Annotated in this window: 18 protein-coding genes; 9 read left to right on the top strand and 9 right to left on the bottom strand. The window is 68.8% G+C overall.

Going from position 1 to position 22,828, the window contains the following annotated elements; all coding sequences use genetic code 11:
• Positions 1–126: 126 nt before the first annotated feature.
• On the bottom strand, positions 127–1,554 hold the full coding sequence (locus AB0M65_RS17585) for a PLP-dependent aminotransferase family protein (RefSeq protein WP_364028381.1): 1,428 nt from the start codon (positions 1,552–1,554) through the stop codon (positions 127–129).
• Positions 1,555–1,634: 80 nt separating this feature from the next.
• Between AB0M65_RS17585 and AB0M65_RS17580 the strand changes: the two genes are divergently transcribed.
• Positions 1,635–2,888 (top strand): MFS transporter, encoded by a 1,254-nt coding sequence (locus AB0M65_RS17580; protein WP_364028379.1) that lies wholly within the window; start codon positions 1,635–1,637, stop codon positions 2,886–2,888.
• Here AB0M65_RS17580 and AB0M65_RS17575 read toward each other — a convergent pair.
• Both AB0M65_RS17575 and AB0M65_RS17570 read right to left on the bottom strand, forming a co-directional pair.
• Positions 2,813–3,226: a hypothetical protein gene (locus tag AB0M65_RS17575; RefSeq protein ID WP_364028377.1), complete on the bottom strand. Its 414-nt coding sequence runs from the start codon at positions 3,224–3,226 to the stop codon at positions 2,813–2,815. The two genes, AB0M65_RS17580 and AB0M65_RS17575, sit on opposite strands and share 76 nt — an antisense overlap.
• 42 nt (positions 3,227–3,268) lie before the next feature.
• Complete coding sequence (locus tag AB0M65_RS17570) at positions 3,269–3,661, bottom strand: NUDIX hydrolase (RefSeq protein ID WP_364028375.1); 393 nt, start codon at positions 3,659–3,661, stop codon at positions 3,269–3,271.
• Positions 3,662–3,739: 78 nt separating this feature from the next.
• Between AB0M65_RS17570 and AB0M65_RS17565 the strand changes: the two genes are divergently transcribed.
• A complete protein-coding gene (locus AB0M65_RS17565; protein ID WP_364028373.1) occupies positions 3,740–4,897 on the top strand; it encodes an epoxide hydrolase family protein in 1,158 nt (385 codons plus the stop codon).
• Here AB0M65_RS17565 and AB0M65_RS17560 read toward each other — a convergent pair.
• Positions 4,890–5,936 (bottom strand): winged helix DNA-binding domain-containing protein, encoded by a 1,047-nt coding sequence (locus AB0M65_RS17560; RefSeq protein WP_364028371.1) that lies wholly within the window; start codon positions 5,934–5,936, stop codon positions 4,890–4,892. The genes AB0M65_RS17565 and AB0M65_RS17560 overlap by 8 nt on opposite strands.
• Before the next feature lie 34 nt (positions 5,937–5,970).
• Between AB0M65_RS17560 and AB0M65_RS17555 the strand changes: the two genes are divergently transcribed.
• Both AB0M65_RS17555 and AB0M65_RS17550 read left to right on the top strand, forming a co-directional pair.
• Positions 5,971–6,405 (top strand): DUF6153 family protein, encoded by a 435-nt coding sequence (locus tag AB0M65_RS17555; protein ID WP_364028369.1) that lies wholly within the window; start codon positions 5,971–5,973, stop codon positions 6,403–6,405.
• A gap of 50 nt (positions 6,406–6,455) precedes the next feature.
• Complete coding sequence (locus AB0M65_RS17550; protein WP_364028367.1) at positions 6,456–7,043, top strand: DUF305 domain-containing protein; 588 nt, start codon at positions 6,456–6,458, stop codon at positions 7,041–7,043.
• A gap of 132 nt (positions 7,044–7,175) precedes the next feature.
• On the opposite strand, the gene AB0M65_RS17545 is transcribed toward AB0M65_RS17550, so the two are convergent.
• Positions 7,176–7,787 carry a TetR family transcriptional regulator gene (locus AB0M65_RS17545; RefSeq protein ID WP_364028365.1) on the bottom strand — a complete coding sequence of 204 codons (612 nt, stop codon included), beginning with the start codon at positions 7,785–7,787 and terminating at the stop codon, positions 7,176–7,178.
• A gap of 105 nt (positions 7,788–7,892) precedes the next feature.
• On the opposite strand from AB0M65_RS17545, the gene AB0M65_RS17540 reads away from it, so the two are divergent.
• Positions 7,893–9,026, top strand: a complete 1,134-nt coding sequence (locus tag AB0M65_RS17540) for an NAD(P)/FAD-dependent oxidoreductase (protein ID WP_364028363.1) — start codon at positions 7,893–7,895, stop codon at positions 9,024–9,026.
• Positions 9,023–9,643 carry a DUF3159 domain-containing protein gene (locus AB0M65_RS17535; protein ID WP_364028361.1) on the top strand — a complete coding sequence of 207 codons (621 nt, stop codon included), beginning with the start codon at positions 9,023–9,025 and terminating at the stop codon, positions 9,641–9,643. Before AB0M65_RS17540 ends, AB0M65_RS17535 begins: the two co-directional genes overlap by 4 nt.
• Positions 9,644–10,034: 391 nt before the next feature.
• On the opposite strand, the gene AB0M65_RS17530 is transcribed toward AB0M65_RS17535, so the two are convergent.
• Positions 10,035–10,412 (bottom strand): VOC family protein, encoded by a 378-nt coding sequence (locus tag AB0M65_RS17530; protein WP_364028359.1) that lies wholly within the window; start codon positions 10,410–10,412, stop codon positions 10,035–10,037.
• A 171-nt stretch (positions 10,413–10,583) separates the two neighbouring features.
• Here AB0M65_RS17530 and AB0M65_RS17525 point away from each other — a divergent pair, with 171 nt between their 5' ends.
• Together AB0M65_RS17525 and AB0M65_RS17520 are read left to right on the top strand one after the other, a co-directional pair.
• On the top strand, positions 10,584–10,925 hold the full coding sequence (locus AB0M65_RS17525; protein ID WP_364028357.1) for a MarR family winged helix-turn-helix transcriptional regulator: 342 nt from the start codon (positions 10,584–10,586) through the stop codon (positions 10,923–10,925).
• 247 nt (positions 10,926–11,172) lie between these two features.
• Positions 11,173–11,493, top strand: coding sequence for a hypothetical protein (locus AB0M65_RS17520; RefSeq protein WP_364028355.1), 321 nt, complete (start codon positions 11,173–11,175; stop codon positions 11,491–11,493).
• A 97-nt stretch (positions 11,494–11,590) separates the two neighbouring features.
• On the opposite strand, the gene AB0M65_RS17515 is transcribed toward AB0M65_RS17520, so the two are convergent.
• The 3 genes from AB0M65_RS17515 to AB0M65_RS17505 are packed head-to-tail and all read right to left on the bottom strand — an operon-like array spanning position 11,591 to position 16,801.
• Positions 11,591–15,352: an SDR family NAD(P)-dependent oxidoreductase gene (locus tag AB0M65_RS17515; protein ID WP_364028353.1), complete on the bottom strand. Its 3,762-nt coding sequence runs from the start codon at positions 15,350–15,352 to the stop codon at positions 11,591–11,593.
• Positions 15,349–16,134 carry an alpha/beta fold hydrolase gene (locus AB0M65_RS17510; RefSeq protein ID WP_364028351.1) on the bottom strand — a complete coding sequence of 262 codons (786 nt, stop codon included), beginning with the start codon at positions 16,132–16,134 and terminating at the stop codon, positions 15,349–15,351. Before AB0M65_RS17510 ends, AB0M65_RS17515 begins: the two co-directional genes overlap by 4 nt.
• Positions 16,135–16,156: 22 nt before the next feature.
• Entirely contained in the window at positions 16,157–16,801 is a 645-nt protein-coding gene (locus AB0M65_RS17505) for an FMN-binding negative transcriptional regulator (protein WP_364028349.1), read from the bottom strand.
• A gap of 300 nt (positions 16,802–17,101) precedes the next feature.
• Here AB0M65_RS17505 and AB0M65_RS17500 point away from each other — a divergent pair, with 300 nt between their 5' ends.
• Entirely contained in the window at positions 17,102–22,822 is a 5,721-nt protein-coding gene (locus tag AB0M65_RS17500) for an amino acid adenylation domain-containing protein (RefSeq protein ID WP_364028347.1), read from the top strand.
• Positions 22,823–22,828: the final 6 nt, after the last annotated feature.

Genomic DNA, 22,828 nt, shown 5'->3' with positions numbered 1-22,828 from the left:
CCCGGCCGGGGCCCGCTGTCGCCTGGGAAACAGGAGACCACCGGGGTACGACAATTTCGGGCGCACGGCGGCATCCGGGTGTCATGAAAGGGTCTTTCAAGACGAAAAGTGTCTTGAAAGACCCTTTCATGACACCCGGGCGGCCGAAAAGCACGCGCCGAGCCGCGCGAGCCCCTCGTCGATCCGGTCGGCGCCGACCATCCCGTAACCGATCACCAGCCCGCCACGCGTTCCGCCGTACTTGGAAAGGCTTTCGACGGCCACGCCCGCACGTGCCGCCTCGGCGACGACACCGTCCACAGTGACCGTCGCTTGTGGAGCGACCGTCGCGCACAGGTGCAGCCCGGCACTCGAAGGGATGATTTCCAGTACGTCCCGCAGTTCGTCGTGCACGAAGGCCAGGATCCGGTCCCGCCGCACCGCGTACTCACGGGTGGCCTTGCGGACGTGCCGGGCGAGCAGGCCTTCGTCGATGAAGCTCGCCAACGCCGATTGGGTGACGAGGTCGCCGTGCCAGTCCATCAGCTGCTTCGCCTGCCTCAACGCCGGGCGCAGCGAAGCGGGTGCGACAAGGAAACCAAGCCGCAGCAAAGGAAGCAGGGTCTTCGAGAAGGAACCGACGTAGAGCACCCTGCCGTTGCGGTCGAGGCTCTGAAGTGGTTCGAGCGGCCGGTCGGAGAACCGGTACTCGCTGTCGTAGTCGTCCTCGACGATCACCGCGTCGTTCCGCTCCGCCCACGCCAGCAACGCCGTCCTTCTGGCGAGTGACATCGGCGTGCCGAGCGGGAACTGGTGCGATGGCGTCGTATAGACCAGACGAGTGCCTTTCGCGAGTGCGGTGACGTCCAGGCCTTCAGCGTCGACGGGCACCTTCGCGACCCGTGCGCCCAGCGACGCGAAAAGCCGTCCGGCCGGGGGATAACCGGGATCCTCGACGGCGACGCGGGTACCCGGTTCGATCAGGACGCGGCCGATCAGGTCGAGTGCCTGTTGCGCCCCTTGGGTGACCAGGACGTCCTCACCGTTCGCCCGCACCGACCGGGCCGCGCCGATATGCCGGGCGATCGCCACCCGGAGTCCTTCGAGCCCGGCCGGATCGGCGTAACCCGACGGCGGCAGCAACGACGGCCGCAGTGCCTGGCTGACCAGACGGCGCCACGTCCGCAGCGGGAACAGGCCCGGGTCCGGGACGCCGACGCGGAAGTCAAAGGCGGGTTCCTGCCGGTCGGCACCGAGCGGGGCGGGAAGCGAACGCCAGCGTTCGGCAGGCCGCAGTCCGGCACCCGCGGGAGCGGCACGGCCCGTCCGCGCCATGGGATCGGCGCTGACGAACGTGCCGCGTCCGACCTGACCGCTGAGGAAGCCTTCCGCGGTCAGCCGTTCGTAGGCGACCGCGACGGTGTTGCGCGAGACGCCGAGCTCACCGGCCAGTTCCCTGGTCGGCGGCAGACGCTCGTCGGAACGCAGGCGTCCGTCGAGGATGCCGTCGCGGAGTTGGCGGTAGATCCGCGCGGCCAGGTCGGTATGCCCGTCGAGGCTGATGTGGAACGGCACGACCCGAGCGTACATTGGCCCAATCAAACTGCCGGAAATTGGAACTGGGATGTGGCCAATCCGGCGCCTAACTTGAGTCCATGGAGTCCACGAAGAGACTGGCCTTGGCGCAGCTGATCAGCTCCGTCGGCGACGGCGCCTACTACGTCAGCTCGGCCCTCTACTTCACGCTGATCGTCGGGCTTTCGCCCGCGCAGGTCGGTCTCGGCCTCACCGTGGGCTGGGCGGTCGGTTCGGTGGCCGGGATCGCGCTGGGACATCTGGCCGACCGCCGCGGGCCGAAGGGAACGGCCGTCCTGCTGGGACTCGGGACGGCAGCGTCGGTCACGGCCTTCCTCTTCATCGGCTCCGCCGTCGCGTTCATGATCGCGGCCTGCGTCTACGCCTGCTTCCAATGCGGTCTCGGCGCGGCGAGGCAGGCACTGCTCGCCGGTCTGGTCGACCCGGCCGAGCGCACGACGTTCCGCGCCCGGTTGCAGGCGATGTCCAACGCGGGGATCGCGATCGGCGCGGCGCTCGGCGGGATCGCGCTGGCACTCGGGACGCGAGAGGCCTTCTTGACCGTCTTCGTCATTGACGCGCTCACGTTCGTCGTCGCGGCTCTCGTGCTGCGTAAGGTTCCTTCGGTGGCTCCGGTGCCTGTCCGGACCGGCGAGCCCTCCGTGGCCGTCCTCCGCGACCGGCCATACGCGCTGCTGGCGTTGCTCAACATGATCATGTTGCTCTACATGCCGCTGTTCAGCCTGGTGCTGCCGCTGTGGATCTCGACAAGGACGGCCGCCCCGAGCTGGCTGGTCTCGGCGATGCTGGTGCTCAACACGGCGAGTGTCGTGGTCTTCCAGGTGCGGGTGGCGCGCGGCGTCACCGGTTTGCGCAGCGCCTCCCGCTACGCCCGGTACGCCGGGCTGCTGCTCTTCGTCTCCTGCTTGATCTTCTCGTTCTCCGCCATGAGCAGTTCCGCTTGGGCGGCCGCGCTGGTCCTGCTCGCGGGGGCCGCGTTGCAGGTGCTGGGGGAGATGGCGCAGGCGGCGGGCTCCTGGGAGATCGGCTTCGGCCTCGCGCCCGACGGGAAACAGGGGCAGTACCAAGGGCTTTTCGGAGCCGGGACGGCGATCGCCCGGATGCTCGGCCCGGTGCTCCTGACCAGCCTGATCCTGGTGGGCGGCCCGGTGGGCTGGGTGGTGCTGGGTGGGTTGTTCCTGCTGGCAGGCACGCTCATCGCGCCCGCCGTCCGCTGGGCGGAACGGACAAGGGCGACTCAGGCCGCGGGTTTGATCCTGAGCACGGCGGCGCCGTCGCCGACGCCCAGCAGGGTGACCGACAGATTGTTGTAGGTGAGGCCGCTCCCGGCCCACAGTTTGGCTTGGAAATCCTTGCCGGTGCCCGACGCTTCGCATTTGCCGGAACAAGTTCCGCCCTGCCTGGTGCCGATGCCCGTGGCGACCAGCGCGACCGTGTCGGCGTCGACGGACCGCACGGTCACGGACTCGACCCTCGTCTGAGCGGGGAGCGTGATCTTGCCGCCCGCTTTCGCGCTGACCTCGCAGATGCCGTCGGAACAGGCGGCGAGATCGGCGCCGTCCGCGGCCTTCGGGGGCTCGGCTGGCGACTCTGAACCGCATCCCGCGACGAAGGCGAGGGCGGCGAGGGGGATGAGCAGGCGTCGGAGCATGCGGCAGAGGGTAGGGAGGTCCACTCGGGACTGGTCCCGGCCTCAGTCTTCGAGTGCGTCCCGAAAGTGCTCGGCGAGGTCGAGTCCGGCGCTTTCTTCCTTGGTGTACCAGGCAAAAGCGTCGTGCTCGTCCGGGTCGAGCACGACGTCGCCCGGCTCCTCTTCGGCGAGCGCGAACACCGTGGCGTGGATCCGCATCGGCCTGCCCTCGACGTCGTCCCAGCTGTGGGCGCCCCGTTCGCCGGTGACCCGCACGGCCAGGCCGGTCTCCTCGGCGAACTCGCGGACCACGGTCTCCGCGGTGGCCTCACCTGGCTCGACGGTGCCACCCGGCAGTTCCCAATGGCCACCGAGGAAGGAGCCGGGCCGCCGCCGGATGAACAGGATCTTCCCGCCGCGGATGAGCCTGCCGTACGCCAAGTACTTGTCCGTCACCAGCGCATCTTCCCGTATCCGGGGAACAGTTCCGATTGAGGACCGAACCTGTCCGCGATGGCTCATAACGTAAGCGTCATGGAAAACACCGAGATCCGCCCCTTCCGTCTCGACATCCCGCAGGAGCAGCTCGACGAACTGCACGCGAAGCTCGACAGCACGCGCTGGCCCGCTCCGCTCCCGGGGGACTGCTGGGACACCGGGGTGCCGGTGGCCTGGCTGCGCGGACTCGCCGAATACTGGCGTGACGGCTACGACTGGCGTGCCGTCGAGCGCGAGATCAACCGATTTCCGCAGTTCACCACGGAAATCGACGGGCAGAACATCCACTTCCTGCACGTCCGCTCACCCGAAGAGGGCGCGACGCCGTTGATCCTCACGCACGGCTGGCCGGGATCGGTGGTGGAATTCCTCGGCGTCATCGGACCGCTCACCGATCCGGGGGCATACGGCGGAGACCCTTCCGACGCGTTCCACGTCGTCATCCCCTCGCTGCCCGGCTTCGGTTTCTCGGGCCCGATCACGGAAGCAGGCTGGACCACCCACCGGACCGGCCGGGCATGGGCGGAACTCATGCGGCGGCTCGGCTACGAACGCTACGGCGTGCAGGGCGGCGACATCGGCGCCGCGGTGTCGCCGGAGGTGGGCAGGGCCGCGCCGGACAAGGTGATCGGCGTGCATGTCAACGGCGGCCTGACGCCGATGCCCCCGATGGAGTTATCGGAGGAGGAACTGGCTTCGCTGACCGATCTCGAACGCGACCGCATCCGGCGGATCGCGGCGTTCATGCGGGAAGAGTTCGGCTACATCTCGATCCAGTCGACGCGGCCGCAGACACTCGGCTACGGGCTGGTGGACTCCCCGGTCGCGCAGCTGGCCTGGATCATGGACAAATTCCGCGAGTGGACACATCCGCGTCCGACGTTGCCGGACGAAATCATCGACCGCGACACGTTGCTCACCAACGTCATGTTCACCTGGCTCACGGGTACGGCGGCGACGTCCGCGTACGTCGGATACGCCGAGGGCGAGGCGTGGGGTGTCGTGGAGAAGAACTCGGGGGTGCCGACGGCGGCGCTGATCTTCGCCCACGACGTCGGCATCCGGCGGTACTCGGAACCGGCGCATACGATCGTCCGCTGGACCGACGTCGACCGTGGCGGGCATTTCGCCGCGCTGGAGGAACCCGAGATCCTGGTCGCGGACGTGCGGGAGTTCTTCCGGTCCCTCAAGTGACAAGTGTGGCCGCTTCCCCACCGAAGCGGCCGTAATCGTCCACTTCGGACTCAAGACCGGCGATGGCGGACCGCGAAAGCGTGGCGAAGGGTTCGATGACGACCTTCGTCTGCTTCGCTGTCCGCTTGGTGTGCCAGATTCCGGCGATCCGGCCGTCCACCAGCACGGTGGGTGCGATCATCCCGCCGCCTGAGTTGACGCGTTTCGCATGCGAGGGGTCGAGGAGCAGATCGCGGTCCCGGTAGCCCAGCAAGTAGGTGTCGAAAGCGCCGAGCAGCCGCGGGGGACAGGCCGGAGCGGTCAGGTCGGTTTCCGCGAGGGCGAAGCCGGTGCCCGCCGCCGCGAGATCCAGTACGTCGAAAGCCTTGCGGCAGGTGCCGAGCGGAAGTCCGGACCAGGCGGCGAAGTCGTCGGCCGTCGCGACGCCGTACGCCGTCAGGTACCGGCGGGCCAGTTCCGTCACCGGCTCGTCCGGGTGGTTCTCCTCGGTGATCCACTCGTCGAGAAGAACGTACGTCGGTTCCGCGCCCTCGTCCGGGCCGCGGCAGATCAGCCCACTGTTGGCCGCGTACGCCAGCAGGTGTGCCGGGGCCTGCGACCTCGGGTCGAGCGTTACCCCGTTATCCGCCAAGCCTTCCAGGATCTCCTGCCGGGTGAGCGTCTTACCGGGCAAGAGATCCTGGAGCTGTCTCGACGCGCGTTCGCAGAGTTCGTCGGTGAGGCCGAGCTGACGGCGGCGGCCCTGGCCCGCCTGGACGTTGCGTGGCCCGAACAGCCGGTTCAGCCAGCGGAGATCGGCGGCCGGGACCAGGTGGAGTGTCTTGCGCATCAGCCAGGTGCGCGCCACCGCCCGTGACGTGTCGACGTCCGCCGCGGTGAGGCTTCGGCAGCGAGCCCGGAACGCGAGCCTGGCCGCGGGGCTCGACTGCGCCTGGATCGCGGCGACCGACCGGGCGACGGCGAGTACGTCCGTGGCCGGGGTGCTGAGCAGTTGCGCGCGGGTGCGGACGGCGCGGATGTCGTGTTCGGACAGCGTCACCCGCCCACGATCTCACGTCGGCTACGGTGGAGGCGTGACCCAGTCCGCGTACCCGGCCGCCCTCCGGTGGCTGCTGCTGTGCGTGGTGGCGCTGGGTCTGGTCGGGATGCACCACGTCACCGCCGAAGCAAGCCACGGCGCTGTGCACAAAACGGCCGGGCACGAAACAGCCAAGCACGAAACGGCCACGCACGACATGGCCGCGGTCGCGATGGCGGATCCGTGCTGTACGGACACTCCCGCGCACGACGACGGCAGTGAGCACAATGAGCACAATGGACTGCACCTGTGTCTCGCGGTGCTGGCGGCGGCCGTGCTCCTCTTCGTCGCGTGGCTGCTCGTCCGACGTGGACGGACCATGGCGACGTGGAAGTCGCCGCCGGGCAACGGTTCGGCTTGGGGGCGTGATCCGCCGCGCTGGAGACCGGTTCCGGAGCGGTTGTCCTTCCTTTGCGTGTCGCGGGTGTGACAGGCGGGCACTTCCCCCGCCATACCCGAAATCGATCCGAGGAAGAAACCATGACCAGCAGGAAACTGGTCGGGGCGGCTCTCGCCGCCCTGGCCTCCTTCGCCGTGCTCGCCGGCTGTGCGAGCTCCGACAAGCCGTCCAGCGGGCACGACATGTCCACGATGAACATGCCGTCTCCCCAGCAGGCGGGCCACAACCAGGCCGACGTCACGTTCGCGCAGGGGATGATCCCGCATCACCAGCAGGCCCTCGAAATGGCGAAACTCGTCGAAGGCCGGACGAAGAACGCGAAGGTCATCGACCTCGCGGGCCGGATCCAGCAGGCGCAAGACCCGGAAATCCAGCAGCTGAACGGATTGCTGAAGGGATGGGGTGTCGCGACGTCGGGTGAACATTCCGAACACGGCTCGATGTCCGGGATGATGACCGAGGACGATCTCGCGAACCTCGGCCGGGCCAAGGACGCCGCCTTCGACCGGCAGTGGCTGGAGATGATGGTCAAACATCACGAAGGTGCGCTCACCATGGCCAAGACCGCGCTACAGCAAGGAACCAACGCCGAGGTGAAGGCGCTGGCGCAGAAGGTGGTCGACGGCCAGCAGGCCGAGATCACCGAGATGCGGGCGATCCTCGGCTGATTCCCCGGTCGCGCGGACCAAACTCAGCCGGTCCGCGCGACCACCAGTGCCGAGAGGGGCCCGCCATGGCGGCTCCCTGGACCGGCATCGACGTAGGACACCGGCCCCGCGCCCGAGTACGGCACCTTCGCCTTACGTCTCCTGCACTGCCGGCCCGGTCAGGCAGTGCTGCACGAGCGGACCGAACCGGGTGACCAGTTCGTCGATGGACGACGACGCGATCGGTTCGATCCGGACGATGTACCGCGCTACCGCGAGCCCCAGGATTTGGACGTTGACCATGCCTGCCCGCAGCGCGGCGTCCGGCGTGTCGAGCATCGCCGCGAGCCGGTCGGTGATCTCCCGGTCGATGAACTCGCGCAGCAGCGCCCCGGACCCTTCGTCGGTGGGTGCCGACCGGGTCAGCATCACGAGCGGGGTGCGGTCGGATTTGTCGAGGTTCTCCAGGAGGGTGCGGACGACGCGCTCGCCGATGCCGTCGAGGCCGTCGGTGAAGAGCGACTCGATCGCGGGCGGGACGTTGCCGGACATCTCGATCGCGGCGCCGAAGAGACCCTGCTTGGTGCCGAAGAAGTAGAACACCATCGCCGGGTCGACCCCGGCCGAGGTCGCGATCGCACGCACGGTCGTGCCGCTGTAGCCGTGCAGGCCGAACAGTTCGCGGGCGGTCTGGAGGATCCGCTGCTTGCTCTCCGCGCCGGACCGCCAGCGCCCGGACCTTCGGGGGGTGCCGTGTTCTGTCATGACCGCCGAAGCCTAACAACCGCCTTTCTTCATCGTTCGGTGGAGTTTGCTCCCCACCCGCCGTACAGTGTTCTTCATCGGGTGATGAAGAAAGGTGGCGGTGGGATGAGAGTCATCGTGGTCGGTGCCGGTCTCGGCGGGTTGACGCTCGCGCACGGGTTGCGCCGGGCGGGGATCGATGTCGTCGTGTACGAGCGAGACGGCGCGCTGGGACGTCCACAGGGTGTCAGCCTGCATATGGACGACCGGGGCCTTTCGGCGTTGCGGGCGTGCCTGCCTCCGGCACACGCCGCGATGGCGGAGGCCACGATGGGTGGGCAGCGCGAGCAGACCCTGACGTTGTCCGAAGTGGACGGATCGCTCACCGTCGTGAGTGCTCAGCCGTCCGACGGCATGGCGGGCCGGGCGCGGCAAGGCAGACAGGTCCATCGGCCGTTGCTGCGTGCGGTTTTGCTGACAGGGCTGGAGAACGTGGTCCATTTCGGGGCGGAGGTCACGCGGTTCGAGCAGCGAGCCGACGGCACGGTCCGGGTGTGGTTCGCCGACGGCGCCATGGACACGGCGGACGTGGTGGTCGGCGCGGACGGGATCGGTTCGGTGATCCGGCGCCAGTACCTGCCGCAGGCCCGGGTGGCCGACACCGGAGGGCGCGTGCTCATGGGTGCGACCCCGCTGCGGGCGGTGGCCGGTACCGGGCTGCCGGAACTGATCGGCGACAGCCCCGCGAGTGCGGCGGTACGCGGCACGATGATGGCGCTGGGTTTGTTGCGGTTCACCGAACCTCCCGCGGCCGCGCGACAGCGGTGGCTGCCTTCCTTGCGGCACAGCGCGGTCGCCGAGGTCGAGGACTACGTGATGTGGGCCCTGCCGGTCACACGGGAGCGGCTCGGTTCTGCCGCGGTGTGGCGCCGGGCCAAGGAGCTGGCCGCGGACCTGCCCTCGGCGCTGAGGATGGTCGTGGCCGAGGCGTGGCCGGACGTCACGGTCGCGCTGCGGATCGGGATGATCCCGCCGGTCCCCGCCTGGCAGGCCCGCCCGGTGACGGTCATCGGTGACGCCATCCACCTGGCGCCGGGTTTCGGCGGCAATCTGGCGATGCGGGACGCGCATCGCCTGAGTGAGGCCTTGGTCGCGGCGGATCGCGGCGGGCTCGGCCTGCTCGACGCGATCGGCGCCTACGAGGACGAGCTGCGCCGGAACAGCTTCACCACGCCTGTCGCGGTGAAGGCGGGCTCATGAGCTTCAACCTGCTGACCCGGAAGTCCCTGTCGTTGTTCGCCGCCGTGGGCGGCTGGCGCACGGTCGTCGAAGGCGTCGCCTCCCGGGTGCTGTTCCTGGTCGCCTACCTGGTGACCGGCCAGGTGCTGACGTCCGCGCTGGTGGCGGTCGGTGGTGTGGTGGTGTTCGCGGTGGTGCGGGTGTTCACCGACCGGAAGTACTGGCAGGCGGCGATCGGGCTGGCCATCGTCGGGGTGTCGGCGTTGCTGGCCGGGAGTAGCGGGCACGCGGTCGACTTCTACCTTCCCGCCGTGCTCATGCAGGCGGGCGGGGGAGTGGTGTTCCTGGTGTCCATGCTGGTGCGGTGGCCGGTGATCGGGCTGGTGGTCGAGGCTGCCCGCGGCGAACGGTTCGGCTGGCGGCGGGATCCGGTACGGCGACGCCGTTATCAACTGTGCACCGCGATCTTCGTGGCGAAATCCGCTGTCGCCACGGCGGTGCTGGTACCGCTGTATCTGGCCGAGCAGGTGACCGCCCTCGGCATCGCCGCCACGCTCATCGGCGGCGCGCCCGCGGCCGGCGCCTGCATCTACCTGTGCTGGCGGATGCTTCGCGATGCTCCCCAAGTCGACCCTTAGCCAGCGCGCTCTTCACCCGCGACCACGGTCAACCGTATCCGCGCCGCACCCGGTCGTCGCCGAGCACCGCCCGGCGCCTTGTGGCGAGATGGTGCCCTGGGCGGCGCGGCACTCGCACTCGCGTGCTCGACGCCGGGACTCGCGTGCTTGGAGCCGTAACTCGCGTGCTTGGAGGCGTAACTCGCGTGCTTGAAGGGGTAACTCGCGTGCTTGGAGGGGTAACTCGCGTGCTCAGAGCCCGCACACCGAGTTCGGCCTCCAAGCACGCGAGTTACGTCCCTGAGCACGCGAGTTACGTGCTCAAGCACGCGAGTTACGTGCTCAAGCACGCGAGTTACGGGTTTGAGCACGTGAGTTACGCCGTTGTGGTGACCCTCGCGTGGGGAGGAGGTCAGGACGGCGGCACGGCGGTGAAGAACTCGTAGCTGTGGCCGTTCGGGTCGCCGACGTAGACGCCGCGCCCGCCACCCAGATGGTTGATCGACCGGTCCCAGCCGCCTTCGGGGCCGGATCCGTATGACACGTGGGGCCACTGCGCCAGTCGCGCGGTCAGGTCGTCGAAGGTGGTGTCGTCCACAAGGAACCCGAAGTGAGCGGGAACGACGGCGTGACGCTGGTCGAAGTCGAGCGTCAAGTCGTCGTTGACCTGCACCGGGGTGAACGGCCCGGTGCGCTCACCGACCCGCAGGTCGAGTAGTTCGGCGAAGAACAACGCCGCCGCGTCCTGGTCGGCGGCGCGGACGATCGTGTGGTTGAGGACCACGGCCATGGGGATACCTCCTGAGAAAGCGTGCGATACGCACGTAATATAGATGCGATCCGCACGTTTGGCTAGGCTCGTGGCATGGATGACGGTGGGCCCGCGCTGTTCCGGCTCGTTCGGTTCTGGTCACGACGATGGACCCGTGGGGTCGCCGTGGAGGCAGGGCATGAGGCATCGATGACTCAGCACGTCCTCGTCGTCGACGCCGTCGACGCGCTCCGGCGTGACGGAGCCGAGGTGACGGTCGGTCAAGTGGCCCAGCAGCTTGGTCTCGACCGCTCCGGGGCCAGCCGGATGGTCACCGCGGCGACCGAGGAGGGCTACCTCGAGCGGCGACAGGCCGGCTCGGACGCACGGCGCAGTGTGGTGGCTTTGACGACGGCCGGACTGGACCTGCTCCACCACTCACACCAGTGGCAGCGAGCGAAATTCGTCGAACTCACCGCCGGCTGGAACTCCGCTGACCGGACCAGGTTCGCCGGATACCTCGAACGTCTCGCAAGCGAAATCGGAGCATGACGTCTGGCCGCTTCTCGGCATGACAGTGAGTTTTGGGCATCCCGCCACGCGGGGCGTTGTCACCGCCTAGGATCGCCCCTGGCGTAACCCGGACGTCCCGGCTTCCGGCGGAAAGTTGTGGAAGGCAGGCATGTCACCCCTTACGTTCACGAGCATCGAGGCCATCCCGCGAGTGTTGCTGCTCGTGGTAGGCCTGCTTGGCTTGATCTTTTCGATCAGAGGACGCTCCAAGGGAGTCTCCGGCCTGATGGTGGGCGCGTACGTCGTCATGCTCGTCACGACGGCGGCGGGCATCGTCTGGCAGTTCGTGGCGTTGAACGTGCCGGAGTGGAGTGCGTCCGGAGACCTCGGCATCGACGAAGTCCGATGGATCTTCATGGGAGTCGCCATCCCGCTCGACGCCGCCGCGGTGCTCTCCTGGCTCTTGGTCGCGATCGCGGTCGTCAAGGGTGGCCGTCCGCCTCGGCAATCCGGCCTCGCACCACAGCCGGGCAATTACCCGATGGTCGCACAGCCCGGTTACCCGCAGCCCGACCCGCCCGCTCAGCAGCAGCCGCCGAGTTATTGAGGGTCCACACGGCTTTCGGCTTCGGGAGTTACCGGGACCGGGTGGATTTTGGAGCTGACCGGATGGCGGGAGCGGCTCACCGCCACCCGGTCAGGGCTCAGCTGTCCGAGATCGCCGCGGCCAGCCCGGCGACGGTCGGGTTCTGGTACAGCTCGTGTGTTGTCAGCCGTACTTCCAGTTCGTCGCCGACCATGGCCAGCAGCCGCGTCGCGCGCAGGGAGTTGCCGCCCAGTTCGAAGAACGAGTCGTCCCGGCCGATGGACGGCCGGTTGAGCACGTCGGACCAGATGACCGCGATCCGCCGTTCCAGCTCCGTGGCCGGTGGCTCGGATTCCTTGCGGCTCGGCCGTTTCGGCGCGGCGTCCAGCAGGAGCTGGGCCGTGTCGACGGCGCCGTTGACGTCCGTGGGAATCCGCGGCACGGCCAGGAACCGGACCGGCACGGGAATCGAACCGAGCAGTGGTTCCAGTGCTTTGTGGACACTCGCGGCGTCCGTGTCCTCCGTCGTGTAGGCCACGAGGATCTCGTGTGCACGCAGGTCGCCGGAGTCCACTTCGGACAGGATCAGCGGGTTCGCCAGGTCGAGGCCGATGATGACGTAGTGGTGCGGAACCGCGGTCGCGGTCAGGAAGGAACGCAGCCCCTCCGCCGGGCCGATCGAGCGGAACCCGCGGTGTTTCGCGGGGCCGGCGGGCTGGCTCCGGTTCATGCCGACACCGGTCCACATGCTCCACGCGAGACAGCGCACGTCACGGCCTCGATCGTGCCGCCAGTGGTCCGCGAAGCCGACCAGGAACGTGTTCGCCGCCGAGTACGCGCCGAACGAGTGCCCGCCGAATTCGCCGTTCACCGAGCCGAACAGCACCAGCGACGCCTCCGGCCGGTCTTCCAGCACCCTGGCGATCGCCAGCGTGCCCGAGACTTTGGCGCTGTACAGCTCTTCGAACACCGCCGCGGTCTCGCGGGTCAGGGTGTGCTCTTCGAGGTTCTGCCATTGCCCGGTCGGGTCCGCGCCCGCCAGGTGCAGGACGCCGTCCAGCCGTCGGCCCCACTGGGCCTCGGCGGCTTCGGTCGCTTCGCGCAGGGCCTGCTCGTCGGTGATGTCGAGCCGCGCGTAGGTGACGCCGCCGAACAGCGAGAGGTCCTCCAGCCGCTCGGCTTTCTCACCCGAGGCCGCGGAACGGCCGACCAGCAGCAGCCGGACGCCATAGGTGGCGGTCAGGTATCCGGCGAGGTCGTAGGCGATCCCGCCCAGCCCGCCGGTGACCAGGTACAGCCCGCCGGGGACGACCGGGGCCCCGCCGCCGTCCGCCTCGGACTCGGGTACCGGCCGCAGCCGTGCCCGCAGCCGTTCGCCGTTCCGGGCCGCGACGACGCCGGTGGTGACCCGATCGGCCAGCTCCGTGCGGAGCGCGGCCGACCAGCCGGATTTGCCACCGGGCAGATCGACCTGCCGGATCACCGGCAGCGGAGCCTCGGTCACCGCCGTGCGGATCAGGCCGGGCAGGGCACAGGTGCCGAGGTCGACCTGGTCGCCGGTCCGCGCGTGCACCGCACCCGACGTGAGCACCAGCAGCCGTGGTTTACCGAAGTCCACCAACGTCTTCAGCAACGCCGTCAGCTGCTCGGTCACCGTCGCGAGCCGGGCCGCGGGCTCGTCGGGGGAGCCGTCGAGCGGCCAGGCGAAGACGACGGTCGAGATCGCGCCGTGGTGGGCGACCGCCTGTTCCACCACCTTCCGGAAGTCGCCGCAGGAGGCGCGGAACCGGTCCGGCGCTTCCTCCGCGAACTCGTCGCCTTTGCGTACCGCGACCACCGGGCCTTCGAGCCCCAGTTGCAGCAGCTGCCGGTCTTCGGCGAAGACCAGCTGGACGCCGGGTTCAGCCGACGTGCTCACGGACGGCAGGGGAGACCACTGGCGGCTGAAGAACCAGGTGTCGTCTTCGGCGACCTCGTCCGAGATCCGGTCGGCGAACCGGCCTGCCTTGAGCTCGCCGACCAGCTGCCCGCGCTGGATCTTGCCGCTGCCGGTCTTGGGGAATTCGGCGTCGGTCACCGGGACCAGCAGATCCGGTCCGATCCCGATCTCACGCACCAGCGCGGCCCGGACTTCTTGCGCGGTCTTGGCGAGCGCGTCGGCGTCCCAGCTCGACGGCACGTAGAAGATGACCAGCCGATCGGAACCCTCACCGGGCTCACGGATGCCGGCGGCCGCGCTGAAGGTGACCCGTACGCCCTCGGCCTGTTCGACGACGGCCTCGATCTCGTGTGCGATGAAGTTGATGCCGCGCACCACGATCTGGTCCTTCTTGCGGCCGCAGATCACGACCGATCCCTGGTGGACGAACGCGAGATCGCCGGTGCGGAACCAGCCGTCGCCGGTGTAGGAGTCGCGGTTGGCGTCCGGGTTGTTGTGGTAGCCGCTCATCATCGCGCCACCGCGGACCTCCAGCTCACCCATCCGGTCCTGCGGCAGCGTCGTACCGGAGTCGTCGACGATGCGTACCCCGAATCCCGGGATCGGCGGCCCCACCTCGGAAAACGGTACGGCGTCCTGTTCGCTCGCCTCGACGTACCGGATCTCGCCGGTCATCGACGACGGCGCGACGACGACCATCCCGGCCGCGTGGTCGTCGCGTTTCTGGCAGGCGTAGGTGACCGCCGAGCAGGTCTCCGACATACCCCAGGCAGGCCACATCGAGTCGGCGGGCAGGCCGTACGGCTCCAGGAGGTCCAGGAAGCGGTGGCTGGTCGCGGCGACGACCGGCTCGCCGGCGTTCGTGATCGCGCGGACGCGGGACAGATCCCACTCGCGCCCGGCGATCTCGTCCGCGCGTTCGTTGATCATCGCGAAGGCGAAGTTCGGCGCCCACGTGTTGGTGGCCTTGTACTCGTCCAGCCAGTCCAGCCACCGCAACGGGTCGCCGAGGAAGGCGTCGATCCGCGCGTTCACGTGCAGCACCTTGAGGAACACGTCGCGCACGTTGTACATCACGATCGCGACGTGGTCGAGCGGCATCCAGATCAAGGTGACGTCGTCCGGCCCGTAACCGCGTTCCTGCGCGCTCGACCAGGTCCGCGCCGCGACGCTGGCGTTCGTGTGCCGCACGCATTTCGGCACCCCGGTGCTGCCCGAGGTGAGCAGGTTGAACACGGGGGAGCCGGCCGACGTCGGGAACCAGTCCGGGTCGCGCTCGTGCTCGCCCAGCTCTTCGACGGCCAGGATGCGGACGTCCGGCTCGTCCCATAGGTCGCGGACACCGGCGAGGACGGGCGCTGTCGCGCGGTCGGTGAGCAGCACCGGGCGCTTCAGCAGGTTCCACGCGTTGTACAGCCTGCGGTTCACCGCGTTGGGTGCCGCGTACGTCGTCGAGACCGCGACCGGTGTCGGCACGAACCCGCCGAGCACACACGCCCAGAAAGCCGTGATGTAGCAGCGGTTGTCGTCGAACTGGAACAACGCGGCGTCCCCGGGACGCAGTCCGGCCGCACGCAGCCCGGCGAGGACCCGCTCGGCGTCGGCCACGAGTTCCGGGAAGCTCTGCAGGGCCGCTTCGCCTTCACGCGGGACGAAGATCGTGCCCTTCTCCGGCACCTGCTCCGCCGCCTGCCGCAGCGCGTCCTGCAACGTCATCGGCGCGCCCTCGGGGATCCGCGGCTCCGGGCCGTAGACCTCGGACGAGGGTTTGCCGCTCACCGGCGGTGCGACTTCGGCGAGCGGCGCGGCCACCACCGGGGCGGCGGGAGCGGTCCCGCGTGCGCCTTGCCGGACGACGGCGACGGCCTGCCAGACCCCCGGCACGGCCTGGGTGGCGGATTCGAGCCCGGCGACGAGTTCCGGATCGATGGACGTGGTCATGAGACCCTCCCGGTCATGCTCGGCGCCAGCAGCGACTGGCCGAGGAACCCGACGACTTCAGCGGCTGCGTCGAGGAAGTAGAAGTGGCCGCCGGGGTAGTACTCGGCGTGGAACGGCCCGGTGGTGTGCTCGCGCCAGCCCTCGACGGTGGTTCCGGGCGCACGCGGGTCTTCGCGGCCGGACAGCACGGTGATCGGGATGTCGAGTGGTTCGCCGTCGGCGACCGGATGCTGTTCCCACATCTCGAAGTCCGCGCGCAACGTCGGCAGCAATGCGTCCATCACGTCCTCGTCCTCGGCGATCTCCGGGTCCAGCCCGCCCAGTTCCGCGACCTGCTCGCGGAACTCGTCGTCGGTGAGGTCGTGCAGCCGCGGTACCTGGTCGAACAACCGCGGGGCGGGCTGTGCGGAGAAGAACAGGTGGTCCGGCCCGGCGGCGCCGCGGCCACGCAGTACGCGGGTCAGTTCGTAAGCCATCACCGCGCCGCAGGAATGCCCGAAGAAGGCATACGAACCGTCCAGCACCGGGCGCAGCGCCTGTGCGAGTACCCGGACCAGCGGCCCGGTCTCGGTGAACGGGTCCTCCATGATGCGGTTCTGCCGCCCCGGCAACTGCACGGCGACGAGTTCGATCTCCGGCGGCAGCAGATCCGCCCACTCGGCGTACGCACCCGCTCCGGCACCGGCGTGCGGGAAGCAAATGAGGCGATGGCGGGCATCCGGGCGCCGTGCGCGCCAGATGTAGGGGGTTTCGACAACCAGTTCCACGCTGTCGACGGTCATGTGGTCACACCTCACTTGGTTTTCAGGGCAGCTGGGTCATGAGCTTCGCGGTGGCCCGGTGCCGTGCCGAGTCGCGTTCGGCGAAGTTCTGCACGACCCGGTCCCGGACTTCGGGTTTCTGTTCCTGGCTGAGCTTGAACATGCCGTCGGCCTTGGTGATGGCGATCCGGAAGGCGCCGACGGCCGGCGCGATCTGCCGGAAGTAGTTGAGGGACTGCTCCATGTCCCAGCCTGTCCCGAAATCGGCTTCGAACGCCCGGACCGTCGCTTTGACGACTTCGAGCGTCGGCTCCATTCCGGTGACCTTGTGCAGTACCCCGTGCGCGTGTACCGAGGTGAAGTTCCACGTCGGCGCCGCGGGGGTGACCTCATAGACGGCTGGGGAGATGTAGGCATGCGGTCCGGTGAAGATCACCACGACCGGTTGGCCGTCTTCGAGTGATTTCCATTGTGGATTCGCACGGTTCATATGGCCGAGCAGGAGTCCGCCGGTAAGGTCATCCGCCCATTCGCCCTCCATTTCCGGATCGGGGATCACCGGGAGGTGGGTCGCGAACGGCTCACCGTCGCCGGGACCGTTGGACAGCATGAGTGCCAGCGGATTTCCGCGGAGCACGTCGACCATCCACGTCCCGTTCGGTTCTCGATAGTGATGGGGAACGAACATTCGACGCACTTCCTTTCACCATGCGACGCGAAATGCCGGACGTTTCTCTTCATACACTCCGGAAGGGGCCGCACTGAAGGGATGTCCTGTCGACAGGACGGGTGACTGCCACGGGAAACAGCGAGGTCAGGTACATCCTTGACCCGGCGCCGCCACTGGGCCGATGGTGATGGAGGCCGAGCTCTTCCAGCTGGGGGCCGACGCCGCTGAATCAGCGGGCGTGGCGATGTCAAGAAGAATTCCGCATTCCCCGCAGAAGGCATTCGGGGTGGATGTTCAGGCAGAGATGGGGTGTAGGAATTGGCCGGTCCGGTCGTGGGTGGATTGACGCCGTCGGACGTCTCGCTGGTTTCGGTGAGCCAGGACGAAATCGACGCTTGGGAAAGGCACTATCCGGGGCTGGCCGATGTCTGGCCGTTGACGCCGTTGCAGTCGGGACTGCTGTTCCACAGCATGGTCGACGAGTCGGTCTTCGACACCTACAAGCTCCAGTTCGTCGTGCATCTGTCGGGGCAGGTCGACGCGAAACGGCTACACGGGGCCGCACGCGCACTGCTGCGGCGGCACGCGAATCTCCGGACCGCGGTGGTCGCGGACGACGCCGGTGACCATGTCCGTGTCGTCGTCGAGGACGTCGAACCGCCATGGCGGGAGATCGATCTCGGCGCACTGGCCGAGGGCGCCCGCGGGGTGGCGTTCGAACGGTTCCTCGTCGAGGACCGCGGTGAGCGGTTCGATCTGTCGAAGCCGCCGTTGCTGCGGATGACCCTGGTCCTGCTGGGTCCGGACCGCGCCGAATTGGTGGTGACCGCGCACCAGGTGCTCTTCGACGGCCGTTCGGTGCGGCCGCTGATGCGGGAACTGCTCCGCCTCTACACCTCCAACGGTGACACCAAAGGATTACCGCGGGTTTCGGGCTACGAGGACTTCCTCGTCTGGCTGTCCGAACAGGACCGCGAGACGAGCGCGCGTGTCTGGGCCGAGGAACTCGACGGTGTCGAGGAACCGACGCTGCTCGTTTCCGCGACGGCGTCCGAAGTGGACACCGCCGGGATCGGCCGGGTCGAGGCTCCGTTGCCGGTCGGCGAGGCTCGCGAACTTTCTTGGCGCGCGGTGGAACTCGGCGTCGGCGTGAACACGCTCGTCCAGGGCGCCTGGGCGATCCTGCTCGGCAGCCTGACCGGCCGGGAGGACGTGCTCTTCGGCGCGACCGTGCCGGGCCGCCCGGCCGCGCTCACCGGCCCGGACGCGATGATCGGCACCTTCGTCAACACCGTGCCCGTGCGGGTGCGGTTCACCCCGGCCGACACCGTTTTCGAGTTCCTGCACCGATTGCGGGACCGCCAGGCCGAACTGGCCGACCACCAGTACCACGGGCTGACCGACATCCACCACGCCACCGGGCTCAGCGCGTTGTTCGACACCCTGGTGCTGTTCGACTCCGCGCCGGTGGAGCGCATCGGCATCAACGAGACCACGGCCGCGGCGGGAATCGCCGTCACCGGGATCCGCCCGTTCATCGGCAACCACTATCCGCTGACCGTACTGGCCGAGGCCGACGCCCAGGTGCGGCTTTCCCTGCAGTTCCAGCGGAACATGTTCGAACAGGGCGCGATCCGGGGTATCGCGACCCGGCTCGTCCGCCTGGTGCGGCAGATGGTGGCCGAGCCGCGGGCCAAGATCGGCGCACTCGATCTCCTCAGTGCCGACGAGCGGAACAGGCTCGTCCGTACGTTCAACGACACCGAGGTCGAAACCCCGGACGGAACGGTGTGCGACCTGCTGGAACGGCAGGTCGCGGCGACGCCGCAAGCGACGGCGTTGCTTTGCGGCGACGTCCGGCTCTCGTACCGGGAGCTGAACGCGCGGGCGAACCGGCTCGCGCACTGGCTGATCGACCGGGGTGTTGGCCCTGAGCAGCGGGTCGCCTTACTGCTGCCGCGGTCGGAACGGCTCTGGATCGCGATGCTGGGAGTGCTCAAGGCGGGCGGTACCTACGTTCCGATCGACCCGGACTACCCCTCGACCCGGCTCGATTTCATCCTTGAGGACAGCGACCCGGTACTCGTGCTGGGGCCGGAAGACCTGGACCAGGACTTCGACGGCTACCCGGACGACGCCCCGGCGGTGGCCGTGTCGGCGGTGAGCCCCGCGTACGTCATCTACACCTCCGGCTCCACAGGGAAGCCGAAGGGTGTGATGATCCCGCATTCCGCGCTGGTCAACCTGCTCGCCGGCATGCGGGACATCCTCCCGATGGCGCCGCACGACCGGTTCCTCGCGGTGACCACCATCGCGTTCGACATGGCCGTCCCCGAGGTGTACCTGCCGCTGGTCACCGGTGCCGCGATCGTGATCGCGGACAAGGAGATCGTCACCCAGCCCGCCGAACTGCGGGCGATGATCGACCGGCACGGCGTCACGATCATGCAGGGCACCCCGTCGCTGTGGCAGATGGTGATCGCGGACAATCCCACGACCCTGCACGGGCTGCGGATCGGCGTCGGCGGCGAAGCCTCGCCGCCGGAACTCGCCCGAACCATGACCGGACTCGCGGCCTCGGTCACCAACCTGTACGGCCCGACCGAGACCACGGTCTGGTCGACGTCCTGGCCCATCGGCGACTTCACCGGCGGGCCGCCGGTCGGAGCGCCGATCGCGAACACCCAGGTGTACGTCCTCGACCGGTACTTGCGGCTCGTGCCGCCCGGCGCGGTCGGCGAGCTGTACATCGCGGGTTCGGGACTGGCGCGGGGGTACCTGCACCGGGCGGGGCTGAGTTCCGAACGGTTCGTCGCGGATCCCTTCGGCCCGGCGGGTTCCCGGATGTACCGCACCGGCGATCTGGCCCGCTGGAGCCCGGCGGGCCAGCTGGATTGCGTCGGCCGCGTCGACCACCAGGTCAAGATCCGCGGCTTCCGCGTCGAACTCGGGGAGATCGAATCCGCGCTGATCGCCCGTCCCGGGGTCGCACGGGCGGCCGTCATCGCTCGCGACGTCCGTGGTGGCGGCAAACAACTCGTCGGCTACGTCGTCCCGGAACAGGCCGAGGACGGCAGGCCCGCCGAGGTCGACGTCGCCGCACTGCGTGCGTCCGTCGGCGACTCGTTGCCGGACTACATGGTGCCGGCGGCCTTGGTCGTGCTCCCCAACTTGCCCTTGTCTCCCAACGGGAAGCTGGACCGGGCCGCACTGCCCGAGCCGGACTTCACCGGCGGTGAGTACCGGGCCCCGAGGTCGGCGGAGGAGGAAATCCTCGCGGCCGTCTACGCCGACGTGCTTGGCCTGGAGCGGATCGGGATCGACGACGACTTCTTCTCGATGGGTGGCGACAGCATCCGGTCTGTCCAAGTGGTGACCAGGGCTCGCGATCGGGGGCTGGAGGTCACTCCCCGGCAGGTCTTCGAAGCCAGGACCGTGGCCGCGCTCGGCGCGGTGGCGACTGAGACCGGTGCCGAGACGGCGGAGACCGAGCCTTACGAACCCCTGTCGCTGGTCGGCCTCGGCCCGGACGAGCTCAAGACCTTGAAGCGGAAGTACTCCGGGCTGGCCGACGTGTGGCCACTGACCGCGCTGCAGTCGGGGATGTTGTTCCACACCCTGCTCGGTGAGTCCGGTAAGGACGACTACCAGATGCAGTTGTCGTTCCGGCTGAACGGGCACGTCGACCCGAAGCGGATGCGGGCCGCCGGCCAGGCCCTGTTGCGGCGCCACGCGAATCTCCGCACCGCTTTCGTCGACGACGGCAAGGGCGGCCACGTGCAGGTGGTGCTGAACGAGGTCACGCTTCCGTGGTGGAAAGCCGACCTGCGTTCGGTGCCCGAGGACTATCTTGCCGACGCGCTGAACCGGTTGCTGACCGAGGACCACGCCGTCAGCTTCGACCTGACCGCGCCGCCGTTGCTGCGCCTGGCGCTGGTGAGGACCGGCGACGAGCGCTACGAACTGGTACTGACCGCGCATCACCTGTTGTTCGACGGCTGGTCCGAGCTGATCCTCCTGGAGGAACTGCTCCGGATCTACGCCGCCGGAGGTGACTCGGCCGCCTTGCCGCCGGTCCGTGACTTCCGGATCTTCCTTTCGTGGCTGGCGAAGCAGGACACCGACGCCGCCGCACGGGCCTGGGCGGCCGAACTGGACGGCGTCGACGGCCCGACGCTACTGGCCGCCGGGAACAAGGAGGTCGCGGGAGCGGGCATCGGCCAGGTCGAGGTGTCGGTGCGGGCGGGCGACCTCGCGCGCGGTGCGGCCGAATCGCGCGTCACCGTGAACACCTTGCTGCAGGGCGCCTGGGCTGTCCTCTTGGGACAGTTGACCGGCCGTCAGGACGTGGTGTTCGGAGCGACCGTGTCCGGCCGGCCTCCGGGACTCGCCGGGGTCGAGTCGATGGTCGGCAGCTTCATCAACACCGTGCCCGTGCGGGTGCGGTGTGCTCCCGGCACGACGCTGTCCGAGTTGCTGACCGAGGTCCAGAACGGCCAGGCGGCCTTGATGGACCACCACTTCCACGGGCTCGCGGACATCCACGAGGCCGCGGGCGTGAGCGAACTGTTCGACACGCTGGTGGTGTTCCAGTCCTATCCGGTCGACCGGGACGGGATCGCGGAAGCGGCGGCGAACGCGGGTGTCTCGCTCGCCGGTGTCCGGTCCGCGCCGGGCGGCAACTACCCATTGAACCTGCTGGTCGAAACCGGCGAAGAACTGCGGCTGTCCTTCGACTACCAGGTCAACGCCTTCGAACGGGAGGCCGTCGAGCGCATCGCGGACCGGTTCCTCCGGGTACTGCGGCAGATCGTCGCCGAACCCGGTCTGAAGGTCGGCGCGGTGGACGTGTTCGACGACGCCGAACGCGAACTGGTGCGTGGCTTCGGTGTCACGGAGATCCGCGCGGCCGCGGCGGGTGAATCGACCGTGCCGGTGTTGTTCGAACGCCGGGTCGTCGCGACGCCCGACGCGATCGCCGTCGCCGGGGACACCCCGGTGAGCTACCGCGAACTCAACACGGTCGCGAACCTGTTGGCGCACCGGCTGATCCAGGCCGGAGCCGGTCCGGACAAGGTTGTCGCGCTCGCGCTACCGCGGTCGGTGGACCTCGTCGTCGCGGTGCTGGCGACGCTCAAGGCCGGCGCCGCGTACGTCCTGGCGGACCCGGTTCCGGGTGTTGTGAGCCCTTCTCTGATCGTCGGTCCCGCGGACCTGCCGGACAACGGCATCCCGCGGGTGCTCCTCGGCGAACCCGGTGGATACGACGCCGACCCGGCACCGCTCATCGGACCGCGCCACCTGGCGCACCTTCGCCACGCGGACGGGGAGAACACCGTCGCCGTCACCCACGACGTGCTGGTCAACGGCGTGACCCGGCTGGCTTCGGCCGCGGGTCTCGCGCCCGGCGACCGTGTCCGGGTGAGCACGGTGCTGGAAGTCCTCGCCGCCCTGTGCGCCGGAGCCGAGGCCGAGCTTTCCGACAACTCGGAGTTCGCCGCGGACACGTCGCTGGGCCACAGCCGCGCCTACGTGCTCGGCGCCGGGCTCACCCCGGCCCTGCCGGGAGTGGCAGGAGAGCTGTACGTCGCCGCGCCGGTCGCCCGCGGCCAGTACGGGGACGCCGGGCTGACCGCGAGCCGGTTCGTCGCGGATCCCCGCGGTGACGGGACGCGGATGTACCGCACCGGCGAGCTCGCTCGCTGGACGGCCGACGGTGTCCTGGAAATCGTGCGTGAGTCCGCCGAAGCCGGGCCGTCCGAGAAACGCGAGCCGAGGACCGAACGCGAGCGAGTCCTTTGTGGACTCTTCGGTGCCGTGCTCGGCGCCGAAGAGGTCGGCATCGACGACGACTTCTTCGAGATCGGCGGGAACTCGCTGAAGGCCACCCGGCTGATCGGCCGGATCCGCAAGGAACTCGGGGTCAGCGTGTCGATCCGGTCGATCTTCCAGTACCCCACGATCGCCCGGCTTTCCGCTGAGTGGAACACCATCGCCAAGGCCAGCAGGCCGCAACTGCGCAAGATGATCAAGGAGTAGAGCCGG

It is taken from the genome of Amycolatopsis sp. NPDC051071, from assembly GCF_040682875.1.
Lineage (GTDB): Bacteria > Actinomycetota > Actinomycetes > Mycobacteriales > Pseudonocardiaceae > Amycolatopsis.
This window is presented reverse-complemented; position numbering and strand designations above follow the sequence as displayed.